We start from the raw sequence: 26,761 nt of genomic DNA on the forward strand, positions 1-26,761 counted from the left end.
GGACACCGTAGCCGCCGATGCGGCGCTATCGCAACCGGCGGACACTTCAGCGCCACGCCCGCAGCGGATCGGACCCGGCCAGCCATGCAGGCTTGTGGTCCTGCCGTAACTTGATCGCCACACCCTGGACAGGCCATCAGCGCGTGCCACGGAAGACGATGCCCATGCCGCCGTCGGGGCAGCACGCGCGATCGCCATGACGATCGCCCCGGGCCGCTACCGGCTGGCCCGGTTGCGCTGGCGCCCCGAGCGCGAACCTGTGCACCGCTTCCATCCATGGCTGCAGGCGCAGGACGCGCTGGACGCGGCCCGGCTCAGCCTTCCATCAACACCAGCCACGCCGCTTCGGCCTCGCCCAGCTGCTGCGCGGCCACCTCACGCTCGCGGCCGAACACGGCCATCTTTTCGACATCGGCATAGTTCTTCGGATCGGCCAGCGCCTGGTCCAGTTCGGCCAGGGTGGTTTCCAGCTCCGCCACGCGCTTTTCGGCGGCGGCCAGCTTGTGCGGATTGACCGGTTTGCGCGCCGGCATCGGCTTGACCGGTTCCGGCGGCGTCGGCGCGGCAGCCGCCATCTTCTGCTTGGTGCCCTGCGCGGCCGGGCGCGTGCGCAGCCACACCGCGTAGTCGTCCAGATCGCCGGCGAACGGCTCCACCACGCCATCGGCCACCCGCCAGAACGTGTCGCAGACCAGGCCGATCAGGTGGCGGTCGTGGCTGACCATGACGATCGCGCCTTCAAAAACGCTCAAGGCCTCGGCCAGCGCCTCGCGCATTTCCAGGTCAAGGTGATTGGTGGGTTCGTCCAGCAACAGCACGTTGGGCTGCTGCCAGGCGATCAGCGCCAGCGCCAGGCGCGCGCGTTCGCCGCCGGAGAACGCATCCACCGACTCGAACGCACGGTCGCCGGCAAAATTCCACTTGCCCAGGAAATCACGGAATGCCTGGTTGCTGCCGTCCGGTGAAATCTCGCGGAAGTGCTCCATCGGCGACTGGCCCTCGTGCAGCGACTCCACCGTGTGCTGGGCGAAGTAGCCGATCTTCAGGTCCGGATGGGCCATGCGCTCGCCACTGATCGGGGCCAGATCGCCCACCAGGGTTTTCACCAGGGTGGTCTTGCCCGCGCCGTTGGGCCCGAGCAGGCCGATGCGCTGGCCGGCCTCCAGGCCGAAGCCGACATTGTCCAGAATCACCGCGTCCGGGCCGTAACCGGCCTGGACATGGTTGAGGCGGATCAGCGAGAACGGCAGCTTCGCCGGCGGGGCGAATTCGATGCGGAATTCGCGCTCGGCGCGCACCGCTTCGGTACCGGCCATCTTGGCCAGCCGCTTCATCCGGCTCTGCGCCTGGGTCGCCTTGCTGGCCTGGGCCTTGAAGCGGTCGATGAAGCTTTGCAGGTGGGCGCGCTCGGCCTGTTCCTTCTCGTGCGTGATCTGCTGCTGGCGCAGGTGCTCGGTGCGCTGGCGTTCGAAATCGGTATAGCCGCCGACGTACAGCTTGGCCCCGCCACCGTGCAGATGCAGGGTATGGGTGGCGACGTTGTCGAGGAATTCGCGGTCATGCGAAATCAGCAGCAAGGTGCCCGGGTACTTCAGCAGCCACTGTTCCAGCCACAGCACCGCGTCCATGTCGAGGTGGTTGGTCGGTTCGTCGAGCAGCAGCAGGTCCGACGGCATCATCAGCGCGCGCGCCAGATTCAAGCGCACGCGCCAGCCGCCGGAGAACGAGGACACCGCGCGGTGATGGGTATCGGCCGGGAAGCCCAGCCCGTGCAGCAGCTTGCCGGCGCGCGCCTCGGCGTCATAGGCGCCGACTTCGGCCATCTTCTGGTGGGCGTTGGCCACCGCCTCCCAGTCCTCGCGCGCGGCCGCGTCGGCTTCTTCTTTCAGTACCGCCGCCACCGCCGTGTCGCCTTCGAGCACGAACGACAGCGCCGGGTCCGGCAGCGACGGGGTTTCCTGGGCGACGCTGGCGATGCGTACCTTGCCGGGCAGATCGACATCGCCCTTGTCCGCTTCGAGTTCGCCCTTGACGGCGGCGAACAGACTGGACTTGCCGGCCCCGTTGCGGCCCACCACGCCGACGCGGTAGCCGGCATGCATGGTCAGGTCGACGTTGGACAACAGCAGCCGTTCGCCACGGCGCAGGGCGAAATTACGAAGGGAAATCATCTGGGGGTCCGTTAGAACGAAAAGGAATGAGCATGTGAGCGTCATTCCTGCGACGTAATTCTAGCGTTAACGAATACTTGACGGCGTTTACGCGCACCCGAGCCATCGCCCACCTCGCGGCGCTGCGCGGGTGCCAAGGCGCTGCAAAATCGCGTAAATGCTTTCAAAAGCAACAATTCATGCGGCTGCAGCACATTTGACACAAGGTAAAAATTCCATTAATCCGTTGATGGCGCATCGCAACAACCCTCGTCCACGGATCCGCCGCGGACCCCGATCGCCGCGACGCCACACTGTCCTTACCGGAGCTGACTCCTGATGAATCGCACGTCCAGCACGCTCGCCACCGCCATCGCCCTTGCGCTCGGTCTCCCGCTTTCGCCGGCCTTAGCCCAGTCCAGCGGCACGGCGCAGACGCTGGATACGGTGATCGTCACCGGCACCCGGGTCGCGGACCGCACCGTGGCCGAGTCGCAATCGCCGATCGACATCATCACCCCCGAGGCGCTGACCGCCACCGGTACCACCGAGCTGGCCACCGCGCTTGCACGGGCGCTGCCTTCGTTGAACTTCCCGCGCCCGGCGGTGACCGATGGCACCAGCGCGATCCGCCCGGCACAGCTGCGCGGGCTGTCTCCGGACCAGGTGCTGATCCTGGTCAACGGCAAGCGCCGGCACACCTCGGCGCTGCTGAACGTCAACGGCAGCATCGGCCGCGGCTCCTCGGCCGCCGACCTGAACACCATTCCGGTGGCCGCCATCGCCCGCGTCGAAGTGCTGCGCGATGGGGCCTCGGCGCAATACGGCTCCGATGCGATTGCCGGGGTGGTCAACCTGGTCCTCAAGGGCGCCGAGAAGGGCGGCAGCCTGGCGCTGGACCTGGGCCAGTATTCGGCCGGTGACGGCAGGCAGTACCAGCTTTCCGGCGATGCCGGCGTGGGCTTTGCCGATGACCGCGGCTTCGTGCACGTGGCCGGCCAGCTCACCCACCAGGACAACACCAACCGCGCCGGCCCGTTCCAGCCGTACACCCCGGCCACGCTGCCCAACCAGGGCAACAATCCGGGGCTGGGCGAGGTGGCCTACATCTACGGCGACCCGGTGGTCGATGCACAGGCGGTTTCGGCCAACGCCGGGTTCGCCTTCAGCGACAACCTCAACGCCTACGCCACCGCCATCGCCAGCAACCGCGACATCGTCTCCTACGCGTTCAACCGCTCGCGCAACCACAACCCGCTGACCGCGCAGTTCTATCCGGACGGATTCGTGCCGGAAATCGCCATGCTGTCGCAGGACCGCTCGCTGGTGGCCGGGCTGAAGGGCAGCAACGAGGCCGGCTGGACGTGGGATGTCAGCTACAACTACGGCTACAACCACATCGATTTCCAGACCCAGAACAGCGTCAACTACAGCCTGGGCGCCACCAGCCCGCGCCGCTTCCGCGACGGTGCGCTGGAGTACACCCAGAACATCGGCAATGCCGACGTCACCAAGACCGTGGATTTCGGCCTGGCCTACCCGGCCACGCTTTCCTTCGGTGCCGAATACCGCCGCGAGAAGTGGAACCAGTCGCCGGGTGAGGCCAACTCCTACACCGGGTCCGGGGCGCAGGGCTTTGGCGGGTTCACCCCGCAGAACTCCGGTTATTTCGACCGCCACAGCTACGCCGCCTATGCCGGCCTGGAAGCCGACCTCAGCGACAAATTTTCCGCGGGCCTCACCGGGCGTTATGAGGACTACAGCGATTTCGGCAGTGAAACCTCGGGCAAGCTGTCCGCGCGCTATGCCTTCACCGAGCGCGTGGCGCTGCGCGGCACCGTGTCCAGCGGCTTCCGCGCACCGTCGCTGGCGCAGCAGCACTACCAGGTGGTGACCTCGCAGTACAACGGCTCGCTCGACCGCTTCTTCGATTCGGGCACCTTCCCGGCCACCAGCCCGGCCGCACGCGCGCTCGGCGCCGAACCGCTGAAGGCCGAGACCTCCCTGTCCTACAGCCTGGGACTGGTGCTGCAGCCCACCGACCGGCTGTACATCACCGTCGATGCCTACCAGATCGATATCGACGACCGCATCGTGCTGTCCTCCAACCTGCCGCTGGGCACCAACGCCGCCGCGCAGGCGCTGCTGGCCGGCCTGGGCATCAACGGCGTCACCGCCGCGCGCTACTTCAACAACGCCATCGACACCCGCACCCGCGGCGTCGATGTGATCGGCAGCTATTCGATTCCGCTCACCCACGGTGCGTTCAACCTGACTGCCGGCTACAACTACAACAAGACCGACATCACCCGCGTCGCCCCCAATCCAGCGCAGCTGGACGCACTGGGTGCCACGTTCTGGCGGGTCGGTCGCGATGAGCAGGGCCGCATCGAGGAAGGTTTCCCGCGTGACAAGACCACCCTGGGTGCGACCTGGAACCTGCAGCGCTGGGACTTCGTGCTCGGCGCCACCCGCTACGGGGAGTTCACCACCCGCGTGGCCGAAACCGGCAATCCGGTGAACGACCAGACCTACGGCGCCAAGTGGATCGTGGATGCCTCGGCCAGCTTCAAGCCCAGTGCCAACTGGACCCTGACCCTGGGTGCGGACAACCTGCTCGACCAGTACCCGGACCGCACCATCGCGGTGAATGCCAACCACGGCCAGTTCCCGTACAGCAGCCAGTCGCCGTTCGGTTTCAACGGCGCCTATGCCTACGGCCGCATCCGCTACGCCTGGTAATCCGACCGCCCGTGCGTGGAACCCCGAATGCCCCGGGAAACCGGGGCATTTTTACGGGTATTCCGCCGGCTTTGAGCGAATTGTCCTTGGGCCACCAGCAGCGCGCCCGTAGAATTGCCGCACCCCCCACACAATCGAGTCCTGATGCAGCATGACACCGCCCTGATCAACATGATCGCCGTTGGTCTGGGCCTGGCGTTCGTGTTCGGCACCCTGGCCCACCGTCTGCGCCTGTCGCCGCTGGTGGGGTATCTGGTGGCCGGCATCGTCGTGGGCCCGTATACGCCGGGCTTCGTCGCCGACCAGGCGCTGGCCGACCAGTTGGCCGAAATCGGGGTGATGCTGCTGATGTTCGGCGTCGGCCTGCATTTTTCGATCAAGGACCTGATGGCGGTCAAGGCGATCGCCATTCCCGGCGCCATCGGCCAGATCACGGTGGCCACCCTGCTCGGCTGGGGCGTAGCCTCGATGATGGGCTGGTCGACCCTGCACGGGCTGATCTTCGGCTTCTCGCTGGCCACCGCCTCCACCGTGGTGCTGCTGCGGGCGATGGAGGAGCGGCGCCTGCTCGAATCCACCCGCGGCAAGATCGCCGTGGGCTGGCTGATCGTCGAAGACCTGGCCTGTGTGCTGGCCCTGGTGATGATGCCGGTGATTGCCGGGGTGTTCGGCCCCGATGCCGCCGGGCAGAACCACACCACCGGCGGCGTGCTGGCCTCGATCGGCCTGACCTTCGTGCAGCTGGGCCTGTTCGTGGCGGTGATGCTGCTGGTCGGGCGCCGGGTGATCCCGTGGATCCTGGAAAAAACCGCGCGCACCGGTTCGCGCGAGTTGTTCACGCTGGCGGTGCTGGCCATCGCGCTGGGTGTGGCCTTCAGTTCGGCGCTGCTGTTCGGGGTGTCATTCGCGCTGGGCGCGTTCTTCGCCGGGATGATGCTCAACGAATCGGAACTCAGCCACAAGGCCGCCAACGATTCGCTGCCGCTGCGCGACGCGTTCGCGGTGCTGTTCTTCGTCTCGGTCGGGATGCTGTTCAACCCCGCCATCGTGATCCAGCATCCGTGGCAGGTGCTGGCCACCGCGGCGATCATCATGTTCGGCAAATCGCTGGCCGCGTTCGTCATCGTGCGCGCCTTCGGCCACTCCAAGGACACCGCGTTGACCATTTCGGCCTCGCTGGCGCAGATCGGCGAGTTCGCCTTCATCATCGCCGGGCTGGGCGTGACCCTGAAGATCCTGCCGCCCGATGGCCTGGCGCTGGTGCTGGCCGGGGCGCTGATCTCGATCATGCTCAACCCGCTGGTGTTCGGCCTGCTCGACCGCTGGCAGGCGCGGGGCCGCCGGCAGATGGCGGCGGCGGTGGAAGTCGAGCTGCCGCCTGGACCGTCGCTGGACCTGCACCACCATGCCATCGTCATCGGTTACGGCCGCGTCGGCAAAAGCCTGGCGCAGGTGCTCAGCGAGCGCGGCGTACCGGTGCTGGTGATCGATGACAACCGCGACCATGTTGAAAGCGCGCACCGCGCCGGCATCGCCGCCATCCGTGGCAGCGCCGCCGCCGACGCGGTACTGGCCGAGGCGCATCCCGAGCGCGCCAGCATCGCCATCCTGGCCATCCCGCAACCCCTGGAAGCAGGCGAAGCTCTGGCCAAGCTGCGCGCGATCAATCCGGGCCTGACCCTGCTTGCCCGCGCGCACAGCGATGCCGAAGTGAAGCACCTGCTCGACCATGGCGCCGACGGCACGGTGATGGCCGAGCGCGAGCTGGCCTATTCGCTGGCGGAAATGGTGATGGCCACCCCGCCCTACCGCAATCTGCGCCACAACATCCCGGTGGTGTGACGCTGCGCCTGTGAAGGCTCAACGCGGCTGCAGCGGCACGCAGATATCGGCGCGCAGGATCGCTTCGGGTACGTCTTCCGGGTCGTCCAGATAGTGGTAGTACAGCGGCGCGTCACGCAGCACGCGACCGCTGTCCGGCCACCACTGGCGCAGCAGCGCATTGGCGGCCGCTTCCAGCCCGGCGTAACTGCCCACGTGGTGCAGCACCGCGTACTCGCCATCGCCCAGGGTCAGCTGGCGCAGCGGTGCCGGCAGCGAGGCCGGCACGTGGCCGAAGCCCATCCCGCAATCGAACTCGCACTCGCGTTTTGGCATGTCACGGTGGTCGGTATAGGCGATGCCGACCAACTGCTGGAGCTGCCCGGCCAGCCCCTGCTCGGCAGCCCATGCATACACCTGGCCGAATGCCTGGTCGAGGTCGTCGAAGGCACCGCGCTGGCGCACCACCACCACGTCGAACGGCTCCAGCGTGGTCACCTTGACCTGCAGCGGGACCTCTTCGTTGGCATGATCGCCGGCCGGCAAGGCGAACTGCTGCTGCCAGTAGCTGCGCAATGCCGCATCCTCGCGCAGCGCGCTGGGGGTGGCATCGAATGCCTGCCGGCAGGCACGTGCCAACGCCTGCGGACTCTCATACCCCACCTTCAGGGCCACCTCGGTCACACGGCTGTCGGCCTGGGCCAACAACTGCAACGCATGCAGCAGACGCAGTCGGGCCACCGTGCGACCGGGAGTCTCGCCGGTCAACGCGCGGTACAGACGGTGGAAGTGGAACGGCGACTGGTGGGCAATCGCTGCAAGCACCTCAAGATCCGGCAATGGATGCCCTTGGCGCAGGCAGTCCTGCAGGTGGGCGATGACGCGGTCGATGCCGTGACGCTGGCGGATCTGTGCGATGCGGCTCATGACCTTCTCCATTTCGGGGTGGCTCAGCATGCGTGGATCCCCGGCCCGGCGCGTGGCCGATCTTGCGCAGTTGCGCCGCGACCGGGGGATCGTAGTCCTCGACGCGCCCATCCGGTTGCGGTGCCACTGGAGCCGATTGTCGGCCGGCTGCGTTCCTGCTGCCCAGTGGACAGCCGAGACAGCGTATGCCGCCTTACCGCTGGCACTGGCATTGCGGCAGCCGACCCATGCTCGGCCCTATGCGTTCTCCAGCGCCTGCTGCAGATCCGCCAGCAGGTCGTCGATGTGCTCGATGCCGATCGACAGCCGCACCGTATCCAGCGACACCCCGGCCTGCGCCAGCTCGGCCGGATCCAGCTGGCGATGGGTGGTCGAAGCCGGATGCGTGGCCAGCGACTTGGCATCGCCCAGGTTCACCAGCCGGGTGAACAGCTGCAGCGCATCCAGGAAACGCGCGCCGGCTTCGCGGCCGCCGGGCAGGCCGAAGGTGAGCACGCCCGAGCCGTGCCCGCGCAGATACTTCTGCACCAGCGCATGCTCCGGATGGTCCGGCAGCGCGGCGTAGTTCACCCATGCCACCTTGGCATGCTTCTGCAGGTAGTGGGCCACGGCCAGCGTATTGCTGTTGATCCGGTCCATGCGCAACGCCAGCGTTTCGATGCCCTGCAGGATCAGGAACGCGTTGAACGGCGAGATCGCCGCGCCGGTATTGCGCAGCGGCACCACGCGGGCGCGGCCGATATAGGCAGCCGCGCCCAGCGCTTCGGTATAGACCACGCCGTGGTAGCTGACGTCGGGGGTATTGAGCCGCGGGAAACGCGCCTTGTGTTCGGCCCACGGAAAGCGGCCGGAGTCGACGATCGCCCCACCCAGACTGGTGCCATGTCCGCCGAGGTATTTGGTCAACGAATGCACCACGATGTCGGCGCCGAAATCGAACGGCCGCAGCAGGTACGGGGTGGCCACGGTGTTGTCGACGATCACCGGCACACCGTGGGCATGGGCGACCTTCGCGATCGCTTCGATGTCGGTGATGTTGCCGCGCGGGTTGCCGATGGATTCGATGAAGACCGCCTTGGTACGCGCGTCGATCAGCGCCGCGAATGCCTGCGGGTCGGCGGGGTCGGCAAAGCGGGTGTGGATGCCGAATTGCGGCAGCGTGTGCGCGAACAGGTTGTAGGTGCCGCCGTACAGTGCACTGGAGGAAACGATGTTGTCGCCGGCCTCGGCGAGCGTCTGGATCGCATAGGTCACCGCCGCCTGCCCCGAGGCCAGTGCCAATGCACCGATGCCGCCTTCCAGCGCGGCGATGCGCTTTTCCAGCACGTCGGTGGTGGGGTTCATGATGCGGGTGTAGATATTGCCCGGCACCTTCAGATCGAACAGGTCGGCGCCGTGCTGGGTGTCGTCGAACGCATAGGCCACCGTCTGGTAGATCGGCACCGCCACCGCGCGCGTGGTCGGGTCGGGCGAATACCCGCCGTGGACAGCGATGGTTTCTGGTTTCCACTGCGGGTTGCTCATCACCGGGCTCACGGAAAGGCGGAGCGTCGACGATAGCCCAACAGCTCCTCCTTGCCGGCGACCGTTGCAGCCGATACTTATGCCCGAAGTGGATCACGTCATGCCTGCACGACATCAACGCATACGCCCTTCTGCAGCAGCAATCCACGGCGCGGGCAACACACGTCCGCCCAAGCCGGTCGCCACGCCCTCGCTGCGGCACGCCTGCAAACCCGCAGCCCCTACCGCAAAGAAAACGCCCCGCGGTGCGGGGCGTTGATGGTGACCACGGACGCGGATCAGGCTTTTGCGAACTGCAGATGGCCACCTGCGGCGTCGACCTGGATGGTGTCGCCGCTGAGGAAGTCGCCGGACAGGATCTTCTGCGCCAACGGATTTTCCAGCTGCGACTGGATCGCACGCTTGAGCGGACGCGCGCCATAGACCGGATCGAAACCAAAGTCGCCGAGCAGTTCGAACGCACTGTCGGACACCTCCAGTTTCAGTCCGCGCTCGCCCAGCCGCTTTTCCAGCCCGCGCATCTGGATCCGCGCGATCTGCTTGATCTGCTGCTTGTCCAGCGGATGGAACACGACGATGTCGTCCAGGCGGTTGATGAACTCCGGCCTGAAATGCGCCTGCACCACGCCCATCACCGCCGCCTTCATCTGCGTATAGGCCTCCGGGCTGTCATCGCTGCCCATGTCCTGGATCTGGTGCGAGCCCAGGTTGGAGGTCATCACGATGACGGTGTTGCGGAAGTCCACGGTGCGGCCCTGGCCATCGGTGAGGCGACCGTCGTCGAGCACCTGCAGCAGGATGTTGAACACATCGCTGTGCGCCTTCTCCACCTCGTCGAGCAGGATCAGCGAGTACGGACGCCGGCGCACGGCCTCGGTCAGATAGCCGCCCTCTTCGTACCCGACATAGCCCGGCGGCGCCCCGATCAGGCGCGCGACGCTGTGTTTTTCCATGAACTCGCTCATGTCGATGCGGACCATGGCATCGGCACTGTCGAACAGGAACTCGGCCAGCGCCTTGCACAGCTCGGTCTTGCCCACGCCGGTCGGACCCAGGAACAGGAACGAGCCGCTCGGCCGGTTCGGATCGGACAGGCCGGCACGCGAGCGCCGCACCGCGTCGGAGACGACCTTGATCGCCTCGTCCTGGCCGACCACGCGGTTGTGCAGCATGGCCTCCATGCGCAGCAGCTTGTCGCGCTCGCCTTCGAGCATGCGGTTGACCGGGATGCCGGTCCAGCGCGACACCACCTCGGCGATCTCCGCGTCGGTCACGCGGTCCTGCACCAGGCGGAAATCCTTGCGGTCCACATCCTGCGCAGCGGCCAGCTGCTTTTCCAGATTCGGCAGCAACCCATACTGGATCTCGCTCATCTTGGCGAAATCCTGCCGGCGCTGGGCAGCCTCCAGGTCGAGCTTGGCCTGTTCCACCTGTTCCTTGATCCGGGTGGCGCCCTGCAGCGCGGCCTTCTCCGACTTCCAGATTTCATTGAGGTCGGAAAACTCGCGCTCCAGCGTGTCGATATCGGCCTCCAGATCGGCCAGCCGCTTGCGCGAGGCCTCGTCCTTCTCCTTTTTCAACATCTCGCGCTGGATCTTGAGCTGGATCAGGCGCCGCTCCAGCCGGTCCAGTTCCTCCGGCTTGGAGTCGATCTCCATGCGGATGCGCGAGGCCGCCTCATCCATCAGGTCAATCGCCTTGTCCGGCAACTGGCGGTCACTGATATAGCGGTGCGAGAGCGTGGCCGCGGCGACGATCGCCGGGTCGGTGATCTCCACCGCGTGGTGCACCGCGTATTTTTCCTTCAGCCCACGCAGGATCGCGATGGTGTCCTCCACCGTCGGCTCGCCGACGAACACCTTCTGGAAGCGGCGTTCCAGCGCGGCGTCCTTTTCGATGTACTTGCGGTACTCGTCCAGCGTGGTGGCGCCGATGCAGTGCAGCTCGCCGCGCGCCAGCGCCGGCTTGAGCATGTTGCCGGCGTCCATCGCGCCTTCCGCCTTGCCGGCGCCGACCATGGTGTGCAGCTCGTCGATGAACAGGATGATCTGGCCCTCGTTCTTGGACAGGTCGTTGAGTACCGCCTTGAGCCGCTCTTCGAACTCGCCACGGAACTTGGCCCCGGCGATCAGCGCGCCCATGTCCAGCGACAGCACGCGCTTGCCCTTCAGGCCTTCGGGCACCTCGTCGTGGATGATGCGCTGGGCCAGCCCTTCGACAATCGCGGTCTTGCCCACGCCGGGTTCGCCGATCAGCACCGGGTTGTTCTTGGTACGACGCTGCAGCACCTGGATGGTGCGGCGGATCTCCTCATCGCGGCCGATCACCGGATCGAGCTTGCCGCTCTCGGCGCGCGCGGTCAGGTCGATGGTGTATTTCTCCAGCGCCTGGCGCTGTTCCTCGGTATTTTCCGATTGCACGCTTTCCCCGCCGCGCAGTTTTTCAATCGCGGCCTCGATCCGCTTCTTGTCGCCGCCCGCCGCCCGCAGGGCCATGCCCATCACACCACCATCGTCGGCCGCCGCGAGCAGGAACCACTCGCTGGCGATGAACTGGTCGTTGTGCTGCTGGGCCAGTTTGTCGGTCTGGTTGAGCAGGCGGTTGAGGTCGTTGCCGATCGACAGGTTGCCGTCCTGGCCGGAGACCTTGGGCAGCGCCTCGAGCGCCTCGTTCAGGCGCTCGCGCAACACCGGCACGTTGACCCCGGCCTGGGCCAGCAGCGGCCGGCTGCTGCCGCCGGACTGGTCGAGCAGCGCGCTGAGCACGTGCACCGGTTCGATGATGTTGTGGTCGCGGCCCACGGCCAGCGACTGGGCGTCCGCCAACGCCTTCTGGAAGTTGGAAGTGAGCTTGTCCATCCGCATGGTGGTCTTCTCGATAAGGGGCCGGCAATGCCGGCAATACTCGTCCAGATGCGGTTGCGCGGGCGTGATTCAAGTCCGGGGGCCGGCCCGGTTCAGCGCCCGCCACCGCTGCCGCCAGTATGGCCGGCATGGACGCAAGCACCTTGATCCTGCGCAATCCCGCAGCCGGCTCGGACGGTGATCCGCACCTGGCAGGATGGGTCTGCAACGCGGTGGCCGGCGCCGCCGGGCGCACCGGCGCTCTGTTGCCGCGCCAACCGTGCCGCCGCGCTTTGCTCACACATGCTTGCGGTCGACGGGGTGATGCTGCGGACGGGTCGCCGCGGGCATTGCCATGCACTACCAGCTGTACTACTGGACCGGTATCCAGGGCCGGGGTGAATTCATCCGGCTGGCATTGGAAGACGCCGGTGCCGGCTACACCGATATGGCGCGTGTGTACGGCGATGCGGTTATGCAGCCATTGCTGGCCGGCCAGGCCAATGGCCTGCGTCCGTTCGCGCCGCCCTTCCTCAAGGCCGGCCCACAGCTGATCGCCCAGGTTGCCGCCATCCTGGACCACCTCGGCCCGGCGCTGGGGTTGGTACCGGATGCGGTTTCCCGCCGGCAGCAGGCGCTGCAACTGCAGTTGACCATCGCCGATCTGGTCGCCGAAGTGCACGACACCCATCATCCGATCGCGGCATCGAAGTATTACGAGGAGCAGAAGCACGAAGCCAGGGCGCGGGCGCAGGGGATGCGCGGCGAGCGCCTGCCGAAATTCCTGGGGTATTTCGAAGCCGTGCTGGAGCACAACGGCGGGCGCCATCCGTTGCGCGAACATTCCTACGTCGATCTGTCGCTGTTCCAGCTGCTGAGCGGGCTGGACTACATGTTCCCGCGGCGGATGCACGCGCTATCGCTGCCGCTGCTGCGCGCGCTCAAGGACCGGGTGGCGCGGCGGCCGAACATCGCCGCCTATCTGGCCTCCGCACGGCGCCTGCCGTTCAACACCAACGGCATCTTCCGGCACTATCCGGAGCTGGATGGCGAGGCCTGATTCCCGCACATCGACCCGGATCGGTAGTGCCGGCCGCTGGCCGGCAACCCGGCGGCAGGAGGCCCACGCAGAGCCGGCCAGCGGCCGGCACTACGCTCGCCCCTCGTCAGCGCTCCTGCTTCTGCAACGACAGCAGCGCCAGCAACCCGGCCAGCGCCACATACGCGCCGGCGAACTGCCACATGATGATCTTCGGCAACCCGACCAGCTGCCAGGGCAGGTAGATGCCGCCGCGCGGATCGACCGAATGGATCAGCCCGAACAGGCTCAGGCCCGCGGCCACCAGCAGGAACGCCGAGGCGCGCAGCAGCCGCTGGTCGATCATCGCCACCACGGTGGCGATCCACAGCATCGCGGTGATGATGAAGCCGTTGCCGAGGGTGAAGATCACCGCCAGCTCGGGCAGGCCGTGGCCATCCAGGGTGGTGGTCATCGCCACCAACTGCTCCGGGGCGATCCAGCCCGGCGCCTTGATCGCCAGCAGATAGGCCACCGATGGCAAAAAGCCCAGCACCATCGCCCCGGCATGTTCGCGTGGCGTGGCGTGGAAGGCGGATCTGCCGCGCGAGGTGTTCAGCGCCTACAGCAGCCTGTCCTCCACCTTCGGCGAGAAGTTCTCCACCGATATCGCGGCACGCTACGAGCACTACCAGGATTTCGGTGGCGAGCTGACCGGCAAAATTGGCGCGCGCTATGCCTTCGCCCCGGCGTTCGCGCTGCGTGGCTCGGTCTCCAACAACTTCCACGCGCCGTCGTTGAGCCAGATCGGCTTCGAGTCCACCTCCACCGGCTACACCGCCGATGGCCAGCTGGTGCAGGGCCGGCTGCTGTCGGTGAACAATCCGATTGCGCGCGCCCTCGGCGCTACCGACCTCAAGCCGGAAAAGTCGATCAACACCAGCCTGGGCTTCACCAGCCAGATCGGCAGCCACTTCGATCTGTCGCTGGACCTGTTCCAGATCGACATCGACGACCGCATCGCATTGTCGGAGAGTATCCGCGGCGATGCGCTGACCGATTTCGTCCAGCAGCAGTTCGGCATCGGCGGGCTGGAAAGCGCGCACTACTTCGTCAACGCCGCCGACACCCGCACCCGTGGCGCCGAGTTCGTCGGCAACTGGCGGCAGTCGCTGGGCGATGGCGAGCTGCTGCTGACCGGCACCTGGAGCTACGCCAAGACCGAGCTGAAGAACGTGCTGGCCACGCCGGCGCAGTTGCTGGCACTGGACCCGGACTACGTGCTGTTCGGCGTGGAGGAGAGCAACACGCTGACCGACGCCGCGCCACGCACCCGCGCGCAGTTCGCCGCCAGCTGGAGCAACGACCGCTGGTCGTTGAACAGCCGCCTCAACCGCTACGGCAGCGCCAGGCGCGTGTTCGATTTCGGCGGCGGCTATACCCCCGCACAGACCTACGGCGCCGAGTGGCAGCTGGACGCCGAAGTCGAGGTGCGCCTCACCGCGCAGTGGTCCGCGGCCATCGGCGCACAGAACCTGGCCGACAACTATGTCGACCGCTCCAACGCGGACATCCATTACTTCGGCAACCTGCCCTACGACGTGCTTTCGCCGATCGGCAGCAATGGCGCGTACTGGTACGGCCGGGTGCGTTACACGTTCTGAAGCGAATGTGCCGGCGGCATGCGCGCTGCCGGAGTGCAGCGCGCATGGATCACGCCACGTGATTCCCGGTCCGGCCCGACCGGGCGCCGGCGATGACCGGACGCTCACGCATGCCATGGCAGGGTGCGCGGCATGGCTACTGTTTCCACGTCCAGCCCACCTCCGCTGCTGGATGCCGACTGCGCCCTGTTTCTGGATGTTGACGGCACTCTGGTCGAATTTGCCGATCATCCGGCCGAGGTGCGGCTGGCGCCCGCGGTGCGTGACGACATCGAGCGGCTCACCGACATGCTGCACGGGGCGGTGGCGCTGGTCAGCGGGCGCCCGCTGGCGCAGCTCGACGCCCTGTTCGACCCGCTGCAACTGCCCGCCGCCGGTTTGCACGGCCACCAGTTGCGCAACGGCGATCTGCTCTCGGCCAACTCCGACCAGGTGCCCGAACGGCTGCATGCCCTGCATCAGCGCTCGATGCAACTGGCCCACGCCCATCCCGGCGTACTGGTGGAAAACAAAGGCAGCGCACTGGCCCTGCACTGGCGGGGTGCGGTGCACAGCGCCGACGCGGTCACGGCGTTCGCACACGCGCAGATCCAGGCGCTGCCGGGCTACCGGCTGCAACCGGGCAACCATGTGGTCGAGTTCGTCCCGGCCGGCAGCGACAAGGGCTCGGCGTTGTCAGCGCTGATGCGGCAGCCGCCGTTTGCCGGACGCCGGCCGGTGTTCGCCGGCGACGACCTGACCGACGAATCCGGCTTCGCCGCGGCCACACACCATGGCGGCTGGGGCGTACTGGTCGGCGCGCGCGCGGACACGCAGGCCCGCTACCGGCTGGCGGATGTCGACGCGGTCCACGCCTGGTTGCTGGCCAGCGCGCGTTGAACCCATCCGTGACAACCGGCCTGGCGCCATTGCGCGCGGCCGGAAGGCAGCAACGAGGAGAAACAAGCGCATGATCCAACCCGATCTCGACCTGGGTGTCGTCGGCAATTGCAGCTTCGGTGCGCTGATCGACCGCCGCGCCCGCGTGGTATGGAGTTGCCTGCCGGCATTTGACGGCGACCCGGCGTTTTGCGCGCTGCTCTCGCCGCAGACCCAGGAAGGCGGCGACTTCGCCATCGAGCTGGAAGACTTCGCCGACAGCGAGCAGCACTACCTGCCCAATACCGCGATCCTGCGTACCGTGCTGCGCGATCGCCACGGCGGCGCCGTCGAGATAATCGATTTCGCCCCGCGCTGGCGCCGCAACGACCGTTTCTACCGGCCGCCCAGCCTGATCCGGCGGGTGCGCCCGTTGGCCGGCAGCCCGCGCATCGTGATCCGCGTGCGCCCGCTGGCCGACTGGGCCGCGCGCCAACCCGAATCGACCTGGGGCAGCAATCATCTGCGCTGGAAGCTGCCCGGCTTCACCCTGCGCCTGACCACCGACGTGCCGGTGCGGCTGGTCCGCGACCAGCTGCCCTTCGTGCTCAACCACCCGGTGGAGCTGGTGCTGGGCGTGGACGAGACCCTGGACCGCCCGCTGCGCAGCTATGCCGACGACGCGCAGAACCTGACCGGCGCTTACTGGCGCGAATGGGTGCGCTATCTGTCGATCCCGCTGGAATGGCAGGAGGCGGTGATCCGCAGCGCGATCACCCTGAAGCTGTGCCAGTACGAGGACAGCGGCGCGATCATCGCCGCGATGACCACCTCCATTCCCGAGGCACCCGGCAGCGCGCGCAACTGGGACTACCGCTACTGCTGGCTGCGCGATGCCGCGTTCGTGGTACGCGCGCTGAACCGGCTTGGCGCTACCCGCTCGATGGAGGAATTCCTGCACTACATCTTCAACCTCGCCACTGCCGATGGCACCCTGCAGCCGCTGTACGGCATCGGCTTCGAGCGCGAACTGGCCGAGCACGAAGTCCCCACCCTGGCCGGCTACCGCGGCATGGGGCCGGTACGCCGCGGCAACCTGGCCTGGGTGCAGCAGCAGCACGATGTCTATGGCAGCGTGGTGCTGGCCTCCACCCAGCTGTTCTTCGACCAGCGCCTGCAGGACCCGGGCGATGCGCATACCTTTGCCCGGCTGGAGCCGCTGGGCGAGCGGGCGCGGGCGCTGTACAACGTGCCCGACGCCGGCCTGTGGGAGTTCCGCGGCCGCACCGGGGTGCACACCTACACCGCGGCGATGTGCTGGGCTGCCTGCGACCGGTTGGCAAAAATCGCCGCCAGACTCGGGCTGGACGCGCGCCAGCGCTACTGGCGCCAGCACGCCGACGACATCCACGACCACGCGATCAGCGCCGGCTGGAATGAGCGCCTGGGCCATTTCACCGATACCTTCGGCGGCCAGGGGCTGGATGCCTCGTTGCTGCTGCTGGCCGATATCGGTTTTGTCGACGCGCACGACCGCCGCTTCATCGCCACGGTCGAGGCGATCGGGCGCGACCTGCGGCACGGCGATGCGCTGTACCGCTATGCCGCGCCGGATGATTTCGGCGCGCCGGAAACCAGCTTCACCATCTGCACGTTCTGGTACATCGATGCGTTGGCCGCCATTGGCCGCCGGGACGAAGCACGGACGATGTTCGAATCGGTGCTGGCGCGGCGCAACCATCTGGGCCTGCTGTCCGAAGACGTGGCGTTCGACGATGGCAGCCTGTGGGGCAATTTCCCGCAGACCTACTCGCACGTGGGCCTGATCACCGCGGCAATGCGGTTGTCACGCAGCTGGCAGGACGCTTCATGAGCCGGCTGGTGGTGGTCTCCAACCGTGTGGCCGTCCCCGGCGAGAGCCGGGCGGGCGGCCTGGCGGTCGGCCTGCTGGCGGCGCTGAAGGAACGCGGCGGACTGTGGTTCGGCTGGAGTGGCAAGACCGCGCGCGGCGCCAGCGGCGAGTTGCACGAGCAGCGCGATGGCGACCTGCGTTTCGTCACCATGGACCTGGCCAAGGCCGACCTGGACACCTACTACAACGGTTTTTCCAATCGCACGCTGTGGCCGCTGCTGCACTTCCGCCTGGATCTGGTGGACTACGACCGCGCCACCCGCGCCGGCTACCACCGGGTCAACGCGCTGTTTGCCGAAAAGCTGGCCCCGTACCTGCGCGAAGACGATGTGGTCTGGATCCACGACTACCACCTGATCCCGCTGGCGGCGATGCTGCGTGAGCGCGGCATCGGCTGCCGCATCGGCTTCTTCCTGCATGTGCCGATGCCATCAGCCGACCTGATACAGGCCATGCCCGACCATCGGCTGCTGTTTTCGGCGCTGTACGCCTATGACCTGCTGGGATTCCAGACCCGGCGCGACGTCGACCGCTTCCAGTCCTATGCGCGCCTGTTTGGCGGCTGCCGGATTGTCACCGACAGTGTCCTGCAGGCGCCCGACGGCCGCCGGTTCCGTGCCCGCGCCTTTCCCATCGGCATCGACACCCCCCGCATCGCCCAGCAGAGCGCGGCGGCAGTCAACAATGCTGCCGTGCGTGATCTGCAGCGCAGCCTGCAGCCACGCAGGCTGGCGATCGGCGTGGACCGTCTGGACTACTCCAAAGGCCTGCCCGAACGCTTCAACGGTTTCGAACGCTTCATCCAGCGCCACCCGCAGCACAAGGGCCAGCTGACCTATCTGCAGATCGCCCCGCTTTCGCGCGGCGGCGTGGCCGAGTACCGGCACTTGCGCGCGGAGCTGGAACAGCTGGCCGGGCACATCAACGGGGGCCATGCCGAGGCCGACTGGACGCCGCTGCGATACGTCAACCAGAACTATGCCCACAGCACGCTGACCGGGTTCTACCGCGTCGCCCGCATCGGTCTGGTCACCCCGCTGCGCGACGGCATGAATCTGGTCGCCAAGGAATATGTGGCCTCACAGAATCCGCAGGATCCCGGGGTCCTGGTGCTGTCGCTGCTGGCCGGCGCTGCGGACCAGCTCAAACAGGCGCTGCTGGTGAACCCGCATGATCTGGACGGGGTGGCCGATGCGATCGCCACCGCGCTGAGCATGCCCCTGGCCGAGCGGATCGAACGCTGGCAGACGATGATGGAGCAGCTGCGCAGTCACGATATCAACCACTGGCGGCGCACCTACCTGGCGGCGCTGGAGGAATAGCGAGCGCGGCGACAGCCGTGCCCGGCCCCCCGTTTTCCTGCGCCAACGGCGGCGCGGTGCAAGCGAATGCAGCGCGCGCAGCGACCGTGGCCACTGTTCAAAACCGGCGCCCGGCCCTGCCCGAGCGCGCCCAGTTCACGGCGTCATCCACACCACGGTGGCCATGCGCCCGCTGCGGCGGTCGCGGCGGTGGGAAAAATACTTCTGCGCCTCGGCGATGGTGCACTGGGTGCCGCCATGCAGGTCGGCCGCCCGCATCCCGGCGGCCTGCAGCCGCTGCCGGGCCAGCGCATACAGATCCGCCCGCCAGTGGCCGGGGCGGGTGGCGTGGAACGCGGCGGCCGCGGCAGGGTCGTGGGCGAGAAACGCGTCGCGCACGTCACTGCCGATTTCATAGTGCGCCGGTCCGGCGGCCGGCCCCAACCAGGCGATGACCTGTGCGGCCGGTGCGCGCATCGCCGCCAGTGTCGCCTCCAGCATGCCGTCGGCCAGCCCGCGCCAGCCGGCATGGGCGGCGGCCACTTCACTGCCATCGCGCGCGGCAAATACCACCGGCAGGCAATCGGCGGTGAGGATCGCCAGCACCACGCCGGGCACCGACGTCATCGCCGCATCGGCCTCCGGCTCCACCTCCACCCCTTGGGCCTGCGGCGGCGCGGTGAAGCGCAGCACGCCGGTCCCGTGTACCTGCCGCAACCAGTGCGGTGCCGATGGCAGGTGCGCCCGTGCGATCAGTTCATCGCGGTTGCGCTGCACCTGCTGCGCATCGTCGCCATCGGCGGCGTAGCGGTTGCCCATGTTGAACTCGTCAAACGGCGCCTGCGAGCCGCCGGCACCGTGACGCAGCGTGGTGAACGCCTGCACCCCCGGCGGTGACGGCCAATCGGCCCACAGGGCGGGCAACCGCGGCTGGCCGGCGCCGGACATGCGTTCAGCGCCGCTCGCGTTCGGCGGCCTGCCGGGAGTCCTCGCGCAGCGCCTGCATCAGCGCCAGCATGTCGGCCGGCACCGGTGCGGTGTTGCGGATCGCCTCGCCAGTGACCGGATGTGCGAACTCCAGGGTTTCAGCATGCAGCGCCTGGCGCTTGAAGCCGCGCAGCGCGGCGACCAGTTCCTCGGTGGCGCCCTTGGGCAGGCGCAACGCGCCGCCGTACACCGGGTCACCGACGATCGGATATTTCAGATGCGCCATATGCACGCGGATCTGGTGGGTGCGGCCGGTTTCCAGGCGGCACTCCAGCGCGGTGTGGGCGCGGAAGCGCTCGCGCAGGCGGTAATGGGTGACCGCATCGCGGCCATCCTCGCGCACCGCCATGCGCAGGCGGTCGCGCGGGTGGCGGTCGATCGGCGCATCGGCGGTACCGCCGGACACCAGCGCCCCGACCACCACCGCCAGATACTGGCGGTGCACTTCACGCGCGGACAGCTGCTCCACCAGCGCGGTCTGCGCCTGCAGGGTGCGGGCCACCACCATCACCCCGCTGGTGTCCTTGTCCAGGCGGTGGACGATACCGGCGCGCGGTACCAGGGCCAGCGCCGGATCACGGAACAGCAGCGCGTTGACCAGGGTGCCGGTCGGGTTGCCGGCACCGGGATGGACCACCAGCCCGGCCGGCTTGTCGATCACGAACACCTGCTCGTCCTCGTACAGCACCGACAGCGGGATGTCCTCCGGCTCGGCCCGGATCTGGCTTTCCAGCACCACATTCAGGCTCGCCACCTCGCCGCCGCGCACCGGCTCACGCGGGCGCACCGGTTCGCCATCCAGCAGCACATCGCCGGACTTGATCCACTCGGTCAGCCGCGAACGGGAAAATTCAGGGAACAATTCGGCCAGAACCGCGTCGAAACGGCGGCCGGCGGCGGTGTCGGGCACGACGGCCTGACGGGGGGATTCGGAGCGATTGTCGGACATAAGGGGGTACGCAGGAGGCGGAATTGGGGGGCCAGGCGGCAACAGTCAGTCGCTGGACAGGCCACTAGGCTATCATCGCCCCTTCGTATTCCTGCCGCGTCCTGCCCAGAACCCATGATCCGACGCTCTTTCCCGCTGTCCGCGCCCGTCCGCCTCATCGCCCTTTTGCTGGTTCTGGTCTTCGTTGCCACAGGTTGCCACCGCGGCACCAAGGGCAAGAATCCGGAAGAAGGCATGCCGGTCGAGCAGTTGTACGAAAAGAGCCACAAACTGATGGAGGGCGGCAACTGGTCTGGCGCCGAATCCAGCTTCAAGCGGCTGCTGGCCCAGTACCCGTACGGTCCGTACACCGAGCAGGCGATGATCGAAACCGCCTACGCCCAGTACAAGGCCGGCAAGCACGATGACGCGGTGTCGAGCATCGACCGCTTCATCCGCACCTATCCGACCCATCGCAACATCGCCTACCTGTATTACCTGCGTGGCCTGTCCAACAGCAACCGCGACACCGTGTTCCTGCGCCGCGTGTGGTCGCTGGACCCGAGCCGCCGCGACCTGTCCACCCCGCGCCAGGCCTATGCCGACTTCAACACCGTGGCCGAGCGCTACCCGAACAGCCGCTACGCCGCGGACGCGCGCCAGCGGATGGTCGAACTGCGCGACGTGTTCGCCCAGCACGAGCTGGACGACGCCCTGTATTACCTGCGCCGCAGCGCCTGGGTGTCGGCCGCCGGCCGCGCCAGCTACCTGCTGGAAACCTACCCGCAGAGCGCCTACCAGTACGACGCGGTAGCCGCGCTGGGCGAGGCCTATACCCGCCTGGGCAACAAGGCCCTGGCCGCCGACGCCCGCCGCGTGCTCGAACTGAACCAGCCCGATCACCCGTGGTTGAAGGGCAATTGGCCGAAGTATCCGTGGATGGTGCGCAAGCTCAACCCGTTTGCCGGCGAGAAGTCCGCCAGCACCGGCCAGCGCAATGCCACGATGACCCGCAAGTAATCGGCGGGTTCAGCCGCACAAGAAAGGGGCCGCAAGGTCCCTTTTCTGTTTGCGCCGTATCGGATGGACCCGCCGTGGCTGCGACCGCTGGTCGCCACTACCGGCACCCCGCGGCTGCATGCGCGCCGATGCGCCTGGGCACCGCGGTAGCGCCGGATTGCCCGGCCGCCGGTGCAATGCACGCCGGCACCGGCCGCCTCTTCAGCCGCGATAGCCGTTGCTGATCGGATAGCGCCGCTCGCGCCCGAACGCGCGCCGCGACACCTTCGGCCCGGGCGCGGCCTGGTGCCGCTTCCACTCGCCGGTCCGCACCAGCCGCAGCACCCGGTCCACCACCTCGGCGGCATAACCGGCGGCGACCATCTCCTCGCGCGACTGCTCCTGGTCGATATGGCGGTACAGGATGCCGTCCAGCACGTCATAGGCCGGCAGCGAATCCTGGTCGGTCTGGTTGGCGCGCAGCTCGGCCGACGGCGGCCGCGCGATCACCGCCGGCGGAATCACCGGCGCCCCGCCCACCGTATTGCGCCATTTGCACAGCCCGAACACCTCCGTCTTGTACAGGTCCTTGAGCGGCGCATAGCCGCCGCACATGTCGCCATAGATGGTGGCGTAGCCCACCGCGTATTCGCTCTTGTTGCCGGTGGTCAGCAGCAGCCCACCGAACTTGTTGGCCAACGCCATCAGGATCATGCCGCGGCTGCGCGACTGCAGGTTTTCCTCGGTGACGTCCGCCGCATGGCCCTCGAACATCGGCCCCAGCGCAGCCATCAGGCCTTCGAACACCGGCTCGATCGACACCGCCTCCAGCTTCACCCCCAGCGCGCGGCACTGCTCGGCGGCCAGATCGTTGGACATCCCGGCGGTATAACGCGACGGCAACCGCACCGCGGTGACGTTGTCGGCGCCCAGCGCATCCACCGCCAGCGCCAGCACCAGCGCCGAGTCGATGCCGCCGGACAGGCCCAGCCACACCCTGTCGAAGCCGTTCTTGTGGCAGTAGTCCTTCAGGCCGCGGGTGATCGCGCGCCAGGCCAGCGCGTCCATGCTCTCGTCGCCATCATCGATCCAGCGCAGCGGCATGAAACGGCGTGCGGCCACGTCATAGTCGACCACCAGCATTTCGTCGGCAAACGCCACTGCGGCCGGGTGCACGGTGCCATCGCCATCGGCCACTACCGATGCGCCATCGAACACCACCGCGTCCTGCCCGCCCACGGTGTTGAGGTAGACAATGCCCACGCCACTCTCACGGGTACGCTCGGCCAGCAGCGCATCGCGCTGGGCGTGCTTGCCACGCTCATACGGTGACGCGTTGGGCACCAGCACCAGCTCGGCACCGGCGGCGACAGTGCCGGCCAGCGGCTCGGTAAACCACAGGTCTTCGCAGACCAGCAGGCCCAGGTTCACGCCATTGACCGCGAACACGCAGCTGCCACCCTCCGGGTCGACATCGAAATAGCGGCGCTCGTCGAACACCGCGTAATTGGGCAGTTCGCGCTTGTGGTAGGTGAGATCGACCGCGCCATCGCGCAGCACACTGGCGGCGTTATAGACCACGCTGCCGGCACTCTGCGGCCAGCCCACCACCGCGACGATGCCCTGCACCGCGGCCGCGATCCGTGCCAGCGCCTGCTGGCAATCGCGCAGGAAGCCCGGGCGCAGCAGCAGGTCCTCCGGCAGATAGCCACTGATGGCCAGTTCCGGAAACAGCACCACATCGGCCCCGAATTCGTCACGGGCCTCACGGATCAACTCGATGATGCGCTCGCTGTTGCGCGCGACCGCCCCGACCGGGAAGTCGAACTGGGCCATGGCAATGCGCAGGGTCTGGGACATGTCAGCCGCCTTGTACGGGGTCCTTCTGCAACGCAGAGGGAGGAAGGGGGGAACGAAGAACAAGCAGCGATCGCGCGATCACGTCGCAGATGCCATCGGTATTCGCCAATGCCTCATTATTCCAGAAGCGCAGCACGTCAAAGCCGCTTGCGCGCAGGAAGGCATCCCGCCGCAGGCCCCGCGCTGCGTCCAGATGCTGGCTGCCGTCCAGCTCGATCACCAGACGGCACTCCAGACAGATGAAATCGACGATATACGGCCCCAGCGGCCATTGCCGGCGGAATTTGCAGTCCAACAACCGGCGATTGCGCAGCCGGCGCCACAGGCAGCGCTCGGCCTCGGTCATATTGCGCCGCAGAAACCGTGCGAATCGGGTCTTCCGGCCCTGGTGCATACCTGCCCCCGTACCCATGAACGATCCGCCGAGGTTGCCACGGACGCTCACTTCAGCGCGTCGGTGCTCGCCGACAGGGGTTGTCAGGAAAGGGCGCCCTCACCCCCAACCCCTCTCCCGCAGGCGGGAGAGGGGGGAAAAGCCGCGCCCGGAACTCTTCCGGCCTTTCCGGCCTTTCCGGCCTTTCCGGCCTTTCCGGCCTTTCCGACTTTCCCGACTTTCCCGACTTTCCCGACTTTCCCGACTTTCCCGGCTTTCTGAGCTTTCTGAGCTTTCTGAGCTTTCTGAGCTTTCTGAGCTTCCTGAGCTTCCTGAGCTTTCAGGGTTTTTACCAGTCCCTCCTTGCCGCCTACTCTTCGTCCGCCAGTGCCGGACACATCTTCTGTTTCTGGCTTCTGTTTCTGGCTTCTGCTCCTGGCTCCTGCTCCTGGCTCCTGGCTCCTGCTCCTGCTCCTGGCTCCTGCTCCTGGCTCCTGCTCCTGCTCCTGGCTCCTGCTCCTGCTCCTGCTCCTGGCTCCTGGCTCCTGGCTCCTGCTCCTGCTCCTGGCTTCTGCTTTTCGCTTCTGCCTCGGCACCTCCCTTCTCCCACTTTGTGGGAGAAGGTGCCCGCAGGGCGGATGAGGGCGCCTTTGCATTTCTCCAGAAAGCAGAAGGCCGCCCGAGGGCGGCCTTCCTTGCATCACTCGAAAGCGATGCCGGCTTACTTCATCAGCGACGCGATTGCCGCACCCAGATCGCCCGGCGAGCGGACGGTCTTGACGCCTGCCGCTTCCATCGCCGCGAACTTGCCAGCCGCAGTGCCCGAACCGCCCGAGGCGATGGCGCCGGCGTGGCCCATGCGCTTGCCCGGAGGCGCCGAGGCGCCGGCGATGAAGCCGACGACCGGCTTCTTCACGTGGGCCTTGATGTACTCGGCACCGGCTTCCTCGGCGTCGCCGCCGATTTCGCCGACCATGATGATGCCTTCGGTCTGCGGGTCTTCGTTGAACAGCTTCAGGCAGTCGACGAAGTTCAGGCCGTTGATCGGGTCGCCACCGATACCGATGACGGTGGACTGGCCCAGGCCGGCAGCGGTGGTCTGCTTGACGGCTTCATAGGTCAGGGTGCCCGAGCGCGACACGATGCCGATCTTGCCCGGCATGTGGATGTGGCCCGGCATGATGCCGATCTTGCACTGGCCCGGGGTGATCACGCCGGGGCAGTTCGGGCCGACCAGGGTCACGTCCGGATGCGACTTCAGCACGTTCTTGACGCGCAGCATGTCCAGCACCGGGATGCCTTCGGTGATGCAGACGATAACCTTGATGCCGGCAGCTGCGGCTTCCAGGATCGCATCGGCGGCGAATGCCGGCGGCACGTAGATCACCGACGCATCGGCGCCGGTGGAGGCCACGGCTTCGCGCACGGTGTTGAACACCGGCAGTTCGATATGGGTGGTGCCACCCTTGCCCGGGGTCACGCCGCCCACCACCTGGGTGCCGTACTCGACCATCTGCGTGGCGTGGAAGGTGCCCTGCTGGCCGGTGAAGCCCTGCACGATGACCTTCGTGTTCTTGTTGATCAAAACAGACATGAATTAATTCCTAGTCTCGTGGGTTCAAGCAGCAACGGCTGCGACGGCCTTCTTGGCACCGTCATTGATGTCGTCGGCCGGGGTGATGGCCAGACCGGATTCAGCCAGCAGCTTCTTGCCCGCTTCGACGTTGGTGCCTTCCAGACGCACCACCACCGGAACCTTGACGTCCACTTCCTTGACCGCGGCGATGATGCCTTCGGCGATCATGTCGCAGCGGACGATGCCACCGAAGATGTTGACGAAGATCGCCTTGACCTTGTCCGAGGACAGGATCAGCTTGAACGCCTCGGTCACGCGTTCCTTGGTGGCGCCGCCGCCCACGTCCAGGAAGTTGGCCGGCGAACCGCCGTTGAGCGCGATCACGTCCATCGTGGCCATGGCCAGGCCGGCGCCGTTGACCATGCAGCCGATGTTGCCGTCCATGGTCACGTAGTTCAGGTCGTGCTGGCTGGCCCGCACTTCAGCCTCGTCTTCCTGCGTGGTGTCACGCATCGCGGCCAGGTCCTTGTGGCGGTAGGTGGCGTTGTCGTCAGAATCGACCTTGCCATCGAGCGCGTACAGGTCGCCGTTGTCCAGGATGGCCAGCGGGTTCAGTTCCACCAGCGCCAGGTCCTTCTCGTTGAACAGGGTGTACAGGCCACCCATGATCTTGGCCAGCTGGTTGGCCTGCTTGGCAGTCAGGCCGAGCTTGAAGCCGATTTCGCGGCCCTGGTAGGCCTGGAAGCCTTCAACGAAATCGACGTTGAGGGTTTCGATCTTCTCGGGGGTTTCGGCAGCCACCTGCTCGATATCCACGCCACCTTCGCTGGAGGCGATATAGGTGATGGACTGGGTGCCGCGGTCGACCAGCACCGACAGGTACAGTTCCTTGGCGATCTCGCCGGCTTCGGTGACCAGCACCAGGTTGACCGGCAACTCGACGCCTGCGGTCTGGTAGGTGGCCATGCGGGTGCCGAGCATCTTCGCGGCGGCGGCCTTGACGTCGTCGTGGGTCTTGCAGAACTTCACGCCACCGGCCTTGCCGCGGCCGCCCGCATGGATCTGCGCCTTGACCATCCAGGGGCCATTGCCCAGGGACTTGGCCGCTTCGACCGCTTCATCGGCCGTGGATGCAACGCGTCCGGCCGGGACCGGGATGCCGTAATCGGCAAACAGTTGTTTCGCCTGGTATTCGTGGAAATTCATGCGTCACCGTGGGAAAAGGAACAACCGCCACGCATACCGCAAGGCCGGAAACAGGCCTTCATGCGGGCGGGC

17 protein-coding genes and 2 pseudogenes are annotated in these 26,761 nt (G+C 67.0%); 8 read left to right on the forward strand and 11 right to left on the reverse strand.

Annotated features, from left to right (window positions below; genetic code table 11):
- Positions 1-314: 314 nt before the first annotated feature.
- Positions 315-2,171, reverse strand: coding sequence for an ATP-binding cassette domain-containing protein (locus tag QZH66_RS09620; protein ID WP_305805724.1), 1,857 nt, complete (start codon positions 2,169-2,171; stop codon positions 315-317).
- A gap of 318 nt (positions 2,172-2,489) precedes the next feature.
- Between QZH66_RS09620 and QZH66_RS09625 the strand changes: the two genes are divergently transcribed.
- The gene (locus QZH66_RS09625; RefSeq protein WP_305805725.1) at positions 2,490-4,892 is read left to right on the forward strand and encodes a TonB-dependent receptor; all 2,403 of its coding nucleotides are present in this window, start codon (positions 2,490-2,492) and stop codon (positions 4,890-4,892) included.
- A gap of 144 nt (positions 4,893-5,036) precedes the next feature.
- Positions 5,037-6,734, forward strand: coding sequence for a YbaL family putative K(+) efflux transporter (ybaL, locus tag QZH66_RS09630; protein ID WP_305805726.1), 1,698 nt, complete (start codon positions 5,037-5,039; stop codon positions 6,732-6,734).
- Between the two features lie 18 nt (positions 6,735-6,752).
- Here ybaL and QZH66_RS09635 read toward each other — a convergent pair whose 3' ends face one another.
- From QZH66_RS09635 to clpB, 3 genes are all read right to left on the reverse strand, one after another.
- On the reverse strand, positions 6,753-7,640 hold the full coding sequence (locus QZH66_RS09635) for an AraC family transcriptional regulator (RefSeq protein WP_305805727.1): 888 nt from the start codon (positions 7,638-7,640) through the stop codon (positions 6,753-6,755).
- Positions 7,641-7,877: 237 nt separating this feature from the next.
- Positions 7,878-9,164: an aminotransferase class I/II-fold pyridoxal phosphate-dependent enzyme gene (locus tag QZH66_RS09640; protein WP_305805728.1), complete on the reverse strand. Its 1,287-nt coding sequence runs from the start codon at positions 9,162-9,164 to the stop codon at positions 7,878-7,880.
- A 278-nt stretch (positions 9,165-9,442) separates the two neighbouring features.
- Positions 9,443-12,028 carry an ATP-dependent chaperone ClpB gene (gene clpB, locus QZH66_RS09645; RefSeq protein WP_305805729.1) on the reverse strand — a complete coding sequence of 862 codons (2,586 nt, stop codon included), beginning with the start codon at positions 12,026-12,028 and terminating at the stop codon, positions 9,443-9,445.
- Between the two features lie 334 nt (positions 12,029-12,362).
- Here clpB and QZH66_RS09650 point away from each other — a divergent pair, with 334 nt between their 5' ends.
- Complete coding sequence (locus tag QZH66_RS09650; protein WP_305805730.1) at positions 12,363-13,067, forward strand: glutathione S-transferase; 705 nt, start codon at positions 12,363-12,365, stop codon at positions 13,065-13,067.
- 106 nt (positions 13,068-13,173) lie between these two features.
- Here QZH66_RS09650 and QZH66_RS09655 read toward each other — a convergent pair.
- Positions 13,174-13,620: pseudogene (locus QZH66_RS09655) on the reverse strand (hypothetical protein); the annotation flags it as partial.
- Here QZH66_RS09655 and QZH66_RS09660 point away from each other — a divergent pair.
- The 4 genes and pseudogenes from QZH66_RS09660 to otsA all read left to right on the forward strand — a co-directional run.
- Positions 13,619-14,689 (forward strand): annotated as a pseudogene (locus QZH66_RS09660) (TonB-dependent receptor); the annotation flags it as partial. The pseudogenes QZH66_RS09655 and QZH66_RS09660 overlap by 2 nt on opposite strands.
- A gap of 132 nt (positions 14,690-14,821) precedes the next feature.
- Positions 14,822-15,568, forward strand: coding sequence for a trehalose-phosphatase (gene otsB / locus QZH66_RS09665; RefSeq protein ID WP_305805731.1), 747 nt, complete (start codon positions 14,822-14,824; stop codon positions 15,566-15,568).
- A 70-nt stretch (positions 15,569-15,638) separates the two neighbouring features.
- Positions 15,639-17,420 (forward strand): glycoside hydrolase family 15 protein, encoded by a 1,782-nt coding sequence (locus QZH66_RS09670; protein ID WP_305805732.1) that lies wholly within the window; start codon positions 15,639-15,641, stop codon positions 17,418-17,420.
- A complete protein-coding gene (gene otsA, locus QZH66_RS09675) occupies positions 17,417-18,781 on the forward strand; it encodes an alpha,alpha-trehalose-phosphate synthase (UDP-forming) (protein ID WP_305805733.1) in 1,365 nt (454 codons plus the stop codon). The genes QZH66_RS09670 and otsA overlap by 4 nt, the downstream gene beginning before the upstream one ends.
- A gap of 135 nt (positions 18,782-18,916) precedes the next feature.
- Here the strand turns inward: otsA and pgeF are convergent, their stop codons facing one another.
- On the reverse strand, positions 18,917-19,708 hold the full coding sequence (pgeF, locus tag QZH66_RS09680; protein ID WP_305805734.1) for a peptidoglycan editing factor PgeF: 792 nt from the start codon (positions 19,706-19,708) through the stop codon (positions 18,917-18,919).
- A gap of 4 nt (positions 19,709-19,712) precedes the next feature.
- Positions 19,713-20,696 carry a 23S rRNA pseudouridine(1911/1915/1917) synthase RluD gene (rluD, locus tag QZH66_RS09685; RefSeq protein WP_305805735.1) on the reverse strand — a complete coding sequence of 328 codons (984 nt, stop codon included), beginning with the start codon at positions 20,694-20,696 and terminating at the stop codon, positions 19,713-19,715.
- A gap of 114 nt (positions 20,697-20,810) precedes the next feature.
- Between rluD and QZH66_RS09690 the strand changes: the two genes are divergently transcribed.
- Positions 20,811-21,695, forward strand: a complete 885-nt coding sequence (locus QZH66_RS09690) for an outer membrane protein assembly factor BamD (protein WP_305805736.1) — start codon at positions 20,811-20,813, stop codon at positions 21,693-21,695.
- Between the two features lie 201 nt (positions 21,696-21,896).
- Here the strand turns inward: QZH66_RS09690 and QZH66_RS09695 are convergent, their stop codons facing one another.
- The 4 genes from QZH66_RS09695 to sucC form a co-directional block, all read right to left on the reverse strand.
- Positions 21,897-23,534 (reverse strand): NAD+ synthase, encoded by a 1,638-nt coding sequence (locus QZH66_RS09695; protein WP_305805737.1) that lies wholly within the window; start codon positions 23,532-23,534, stop codon positions 21,897-21,899.
- A gap of 1 nt (position 23,535) precedes the next feature.
- Positions 23,536-23,928 (reverse strand): DUF559 domain-containing protein, encoded by a 393-nt coding sequence (locus QZH66_RS09700; protein WP_305805747.1) that lies wholly within the window; start codon positions 23,926-23,928, stop codon positions 23,536-23,538.
- Positions 23,929-24,628: 700 nt separating this feature from the next.
- Entirely contained in the window at positions 24,629-25,501 is an 873-nt protein-coding gene (gene sucD / locus QZH66_RS09705) for a succinate--CoA ligase subunit alpha (RefSeq protein ID WP_305805738.1), read from the reverse strand.
- A 24-nt stretch (positions 25,502-25,525) separates the two neighbouring features.
- Positions 25,526-26,689, reverse strand: a complete 1,164-nt coding sequence (sucC, locus tag QZH66_RS09710; protein ID WP_305805739.1) for an ADP-forming succinate--CoA ligase subunit beta — start codon at positions 26,687-26,689, stop codon at positions 25,526-25,528.
- Positions 26,690-26,761: the final 72 nt, after the last annotated feature.

This window comes from Stenotrophomonas sp. YIM B06876, from assembly GCF_030711595.1.
Lineage (GTDB): Bacteria > Pseudomonadota > Gammaproteobacteria > Xanthomonadales > Xanthomonadaceae > Stenotrophomonas.